The sequence below is a fragment of the Sulfitobacter sp. HI0040 genome (assembly GCF_001634885.1).
In the GTDB taxonomy this organism is placed as follows: domain Bacteria; phylum Pseudomonadota; class Alphaproteobacteria; order Rhodobacterales; family Rhodobacteraceae; genus Sulfitobacter.
This window is the reverse complement of record NZ_LWEX01000062.1, coordinates 1-4,643: the sequence shown is the minus strand read 5'-3', so window position 1 is coordinate 4,643 and position 4,643 is coordinate 1. Positions and strand designations below refer to the sequence as shown.

Sequence of the window (4,643 nt, the reverse complement as noted above, 5' to 3'; positions counted from 1 at the left end):
CCGTCCGCCCCCGAACCAGCCCGCGTCGTACCCAAGCGCGTCGGGCCAATGAAACACCCGCCCTGCCTCGGCCGTCTCGATGACCCGTTCGACGGAAAAATCAGCTTTCGTCAAATCCACACGGCAGGCTGCATCCCCCAACACCGCGCTGCAGGATTTCTGGTAAACCCGCCCCATCTCCCGGTTGAGCGCCGTGGTCAGCCCGCGCAGTTCCGCCCGAAACTCCCCCCCGGCCCTGCGCACCTCTCCCAGTGTGCCCCGAAACCGGAGCCAGCGCTGCGATGGATCCGCCCAATTGACGCGCCAGCACAGAACCTCCGCATCGTCGAAGCGGCCCTGCTCCAGATCGGCCTCGGTGATCGACGCATCGGACAGCGCGCCAATCGCCTCGGTATTGTCGACCGAAAGGCCGGTGCCCTGCGACAGGGCGAGCGCACTCAACCCCGCATCCGCGCGATAGGTCACATTGTCGAAGCTCAGGGCAACGTCGTGGTCGGTAAAGGCGAATTGCCTGCCGTCCCGCCGCGTCAGCAGCCAAGCGTGGCACAATGTGGTGCAGCCGCTATCCTGAGGCTCCGGCGTATCCACTATCGATGCTCCGCTCATATCCGCACCTCGATCACCGGCACACTGGGCACCTGACCCGCCTGAAAGCTGGAAACGGACGTTAGGATACGGTCGGTGTCGAAGCGGACGGGAACGTCGAATTCATAACCCGCGAAAATCTCGCTCCCCGGATCGGGTGGATGCGCGAAACGGACGATCCCGGTGGCCGGATCGACCTCATATTCCACGCCCTCGCGCAATTCGTCCTGCTCGACCCCGACCCGCACGCTGCCCGCGACCGGTTTCGCGATGGGCCGCCTGTAGGTCTGCGCGCCCGAACGGTATTCCTTGTGCAACTGAAACTCCCGCCTCGTGCCATCCCCGAAACCGATGCTCTGATCGTCGAAAGCGATCGGGGCCGAGGCGCGACCGGACCGGTAATCGGACCAGTCCTTCCAGCGAAAGGCATACATCTGCCCAGCCCGCGCTTCGAAAAAGGCGATGAGCGTCTGGATATCGTCGATGGAGCGCATCCCAAGCCCCGCGTCATAGACCCGGCGCGCATGGCGCCACGGAGTGTTGCGCTCTTCATGTCCGTTCGCCAGCGTGACGATATCGGTCCGGCGTTGCGGCCCCCCCATGGACCCGAAGCTCAGCGAAGGCGGAAAGCGTACATCGTGAAAGTTCATCTGCGTCTCCGATCAGCGGTTGCGGTCGGCGAGCGACAGCGCCCGCCCCATCTGGGCTGCGATCTGGCTCTGACTGCGCTGGAAGCCCTGCACGTCCGGCGTGGTGATATGCATGACGATGGTAGGGGCCGCGCCGCCGCTCCTGACGCCCAGTTTCCCGTCAGGCCCGCGTGCCAGCGGCATGATCGCCTCCGGCCCCGCTTCTCCCATCAGGCCCGCACCGCCACGCATGGGAAAACTGACAGGCCCCGAGACGATCCCGCCCTGCGCAAAAGGCATCACGCGCCCCTGCGAAAACGGCGCGCCATTGGCAAAGGGCAGCAGACTTTCCACCGCCGCGCCCACGCCCTGACTGACCAGCCCGCCCACATGATCCGCCACCGGGCGGATCGCCGCGCGGTAGGCGGTGCGCGACAGGCTTTCCGCCACGCCCCGCAACGCATCCGACAGTTTGACACCGTCAAAGGTCATCCCTTCGAAAGCGCGCCGCAGCCCGCGGCTCAACCCCTTTTCCAGGGTCGCCACATCCTTGCCCGTCGCGGCAAGGGACGTCTGCATCCGCCGCAACTCGCTGTCGAACCCCGCGACCAGCGTTCCCGTCTGCGCCAAGGTACGGTTCAGCGCCTCCGCCTCGCTCTCCAGATCCTGCGTCTCGTCGAAATCGGCCATTCAGCCCTCCTCCTTGTCATCCGGGAACGCGGCCATCAGCGCGGTCAGCCCGTCCCGCGTCATCGCGGGCAGACCGGCCCCCTCGCCCAGCAGCATCCGCAACTCTGCCGGCGTCAGCTTCCAGAACCGGTCCGGCTCCAGCCCCAACCGTCCGAAGGCCATGCGCATCAGCGCGCCCCAGTCGAACGCGGGCGCGGTGGTCATTCAGGCACCGTGAAGGCGCGGGCGAGCAGTTCGGCCGCCGCACGGGCCGCCGCCATCGGTCCGCCGTCGAACTCGGCCCGGTGCAGCGCGTCGGCCTCCACCGGGTTGCCCCCCGCCGCAAGTGCCGCCTGCAACAGCGCCAGCACGTCACCGCCCGAAAAGCGCCGGGTCTCGAACCTTTCGACCAAAGCCACCAGCGATGGCTCGCCCAGCGCCTGCTCCAGTTCCGCCAGCGCCCCAAGGGTCAGCCGCGCCCTGTAGGGCCTGCCGTCCAGCACCACCTCGACCTCTCCGCGCCATGGGTTGGCCATCCTCAGACCCCCGTGTGAGGCGTGAATACCAGCGGCCCCGCCGACTGAAGCGCCAACTCGAACGTCGCCTCGCCATTGTGGTTTCCGGCATATTCGATGGCCGAAACCTGAAACGGTCCTTCGATGAGCCCGAAATCCGGGATGATGATCTGGAAATCCGGCGTCAGCCCATCAAAGAAAAGCTGGCGCGCGCGCTCATCCGTATCGGCATCGCGAAACACACCCGATCCGCTGATCGCCGCCGAGCGGACGCCGCCCCCCGCCAGCAATTCGCGCCAACCGCCTTCGCTGTCCAGCGAAGTGACATCGACGGTCTCCGCGTTGAAACTGACCCGCGTGGCCCGCAGCCCCGCGATTGTCACGAACTGCCCGTCGCTCGTCATGTCCACCTTGACCAGAAGGTCCTTGCCTGCTTGCACGGCCATCGTCATTCTCCTGCAGCTAATGTTTGCGGCACCCCGGTGCCCTTGGTTCAGTCGTCTGCGACCCGCGCGTGGAACCGCAGAACGATCTGGCGCGTCTCGCCCCTGTCCCGCCGCCGCGCCGTGGCCCGGTCAAAGCGCAGGGTCACGAGCCTGCCGCGTGACAAACTCGGCCGGGCATCCTGCAGCGCGTCGCAGACCGCGCCCGCCGCCTGCTTGGCTCGGCGAAAACCGGCGCTGTCTGTCGTTACCTCAACCGTCAGCAGATGCCGGCTGCCGGTTCCGCTCCGGTCAGACGCATCGCGCACGCTTTCTTCCCCGAGCGTGACGTATAGGTTGGGCAGCGGCCCGGCGGGCGCCTGGTCGAAAATCGCCTCCCCCGCGAAAGCGGCCAGCCCCGGATCGTTCCGCAGCAGGTCGAAGATCGCCTCCTGCAGGGCACTGGAAACGGCATAGCTCATGCGCTCACCTCTTCCGTGGTGATACAGGTCAGATAGCGCCCATCCGGACTGCGCTCATGGACCGAAAGGATACGGAACACCCGGCTGCCCTGCCGGAACCGCTGAACCGGCGTGGGCCGATCCGGCGCTCCGATCGGGCGGGCCCGCACCACGATCCGGTAGGACTGCCTGCTTACCGCGGCGCCGCCCTTCTCGGCGGTGCGGCTCGACCGGGCGGAAACCTCTGCCCAGAGAACGCCCAGCGCCGTCCAGACCTGGGTGTAGCCCCCTGCACCGTCAGCGGTGCGCTCCGGCGTCTCCAGCGTCAGCGGGCGCGACAGGACGGGCGCGATCATCGTACCGCCCCCATGCCTAACCGGAACGACCGGTAGCGTTCGATCAGGCTGCTCACACCAAAAGGCATGCAGCCCCCGCTCAACCCGGTATCGTTCCGGTATTCATAGTAATGCGCCGCCAGCAGCATCACCGCCTGCCGCAGATCGGGCGGCACCTCGTCCCAGGCTGCGCCGAACCCGGCTTCCAGCTCGATCTGTGCCGTACCCCCCGCGGGGATGCGCGGCAGGCCGGGGCCGGTGCTGCGCAGACGCGGGCGCTGGCGATCCTGTTCCAGCCAATAGACCTCCGGCGCCACCAGGGTCTGTGCCCCATCCTGCCCGACCAGCACCAGCGACAGCACCTCCCGCACCGGGGCCACGGGCAATGCCTGCGCCGCCCGGTCCGCCCAATACGCAGCTGACCACGTAAACCGGCGCGCCAGCAGAACCTTTCCGGTCCGCCCCTCGACCGCGCAGATGGCAGCGCGCAGGAACTCGGTCAGTACTTCCGCCTGCAGGTCCTCCTGCCCGAAACCTGTGCCCAGCCGAAGATGCGCGGCAAAGGCCGCCGTCGGCAGGGCGGTGTCCGGCACCGGGGTTTCGTCGATCAACATCATGGAACGTCTCCAAATCTTTGGCTTTCGCAAAAGCCGGGCGCACATCGGCCAGCCCTGCTCGGTCGGAGGGAGCAGCTAGACAGGGCATGACCAGAGCGATGCACGCCCGGACCGGAAGCGGCAGGGCCGCTTCCGAATTCGACCGCGCTCAGACGAGGCCGAATTTCAGCAACTTGATGGCGGCGAAATCGCTCACGTCGCCGCCGACGCGCTTGGTGGCGTAGAACAGCACATGCGGCTTGGCGCTGAACGGATCGCGCAGAATGCGCAGGTCAGGACGTTCCGCCACGGTATAGCCAGCGGCGAAATCCCCGAATGCCACGGCCATCGAATCCGTTGCGACATCGGGCATGTCCTCGGCAATCAGTATGGGATACCCCATCAGGCGCGCGGGTTCGGCGGCGGCAAGG

At 67.0% G+C, this 4,643-nt stretch carries 10 protein-coding genes; all 10 read right to left on the bottom strand.

The annotated features are described in order from the left end of the window. Positions 1 to 606 (bottom strand): DUF2163 domain-containing protein (locus A3728_RS05485; protein ID WP_150120659.1); only part of this gene is annotated, 606 nt, incomplete at its 3' end. Beyond that, entirely contained in the window at positions 603 to 1,235 is a 633-nt protein-coding gene (locus tag A3728_RS05480) for a DUF2460 domain-containing protein (RefSeq protein WP_067920985.1), read from the bottom strand. The genes A3728_RS05485 and A3728_RS05480, both read right to left, overlap by 4 nt. Before the next feature lie 12 nt (positions 1,236 to 1,247). Then, a complete protein-coding gene (locus A3728_RS05475) occupies positions 1,248 to 1,904 on the bottom strand; it encodes a phage tail tape measure protein (protein ID WP_067920983.1) in 657 nt (218 codons plus the stop codon). Next, entirely contained in the window at positions 1,905 to 2,108 is a 204-nt protein-coding gene (locus A3728_RS05470) for a rcc01693 family protein (RefSeq protein WP_067920981.1), read from the bottom strand. Then, positions 2,105 to 2,419 (bottom strand): gene transfer agent family protein, encoded by a 315-nt coding sequence (locus A3728_RS05465; RefSeq protein WP_067920978.1) that lies wholly within the window; start codon positions 2,417 to 2,419, stop codon positions 2,105 to 2,107. Before A3728_RS05465 ends, A3728_RS05470 begins: the two co-directional genes overlap by 4 nt. Before the next feature lie 2 nt (positions 2,420 to 2,421). Continuing rightward, on the bottom strand, positions 2,422 to 2,844 hold the full coding sequence (locus tag A3728_RS05460; RefSeq protein WP_067920977.1) for a phage major tail protein, TP901-1 family: 423 nt from the start codon (positions 2,842 to 2,844) through the stop codon (positions 2,422 to 2,424). A 47-nt stretch (positions 2,845 to 2,891) separates the two neighbouring features. After that, complete coding sequence (locus tag A3728_RS05455) at positions 2,892 to 3,302, bottom strand: DUF3168 domain-containing protein (protein ID WP_067920974.1); 411 nt, start codon at positions 3,300 to 3,302, stop codon at positions 2,892 to 2,894. Further along, positions 3,299 to 3,637, bottom strand: a complete 339-nt coding sequence (locus tag A3728_RS05450; RefSeq protein WP_067920972.1) for a head-tail adaptor protein — start codon at positions 3,635 to 3,637, stop codon at positions 3,299 to 3,301. Before A3728_RS05450 ends, A3728_RS05455 begins: the two co-directional genes overlap by 4 nt. Next, positions 3,634 to 4,233, bottom strand: a complete 600-nt coding sequence (locus tag A3728_RS05445; protein WP_067920970.1) for a head-tail connector protein — start codon at positions 4,231 to 4,233, stop codon at positions 3,634 to 3,636. The genes A3728_RS05450 and A3728_RS05445 overlap by 4 nt, the downstream gene beginning before the upstream one ends. A gap of 148 nt (positions 4,234 to 4,381) precedes the next feature. Beyond that, a partial coding sequence (locus tag A3728_RS05440; RefSeq protein ID WP_150120658.1) for a phage major capsid protein occupies positions 4,382 to 4,643 on the bottom strand: 262 nt, incomplete at its 5' end.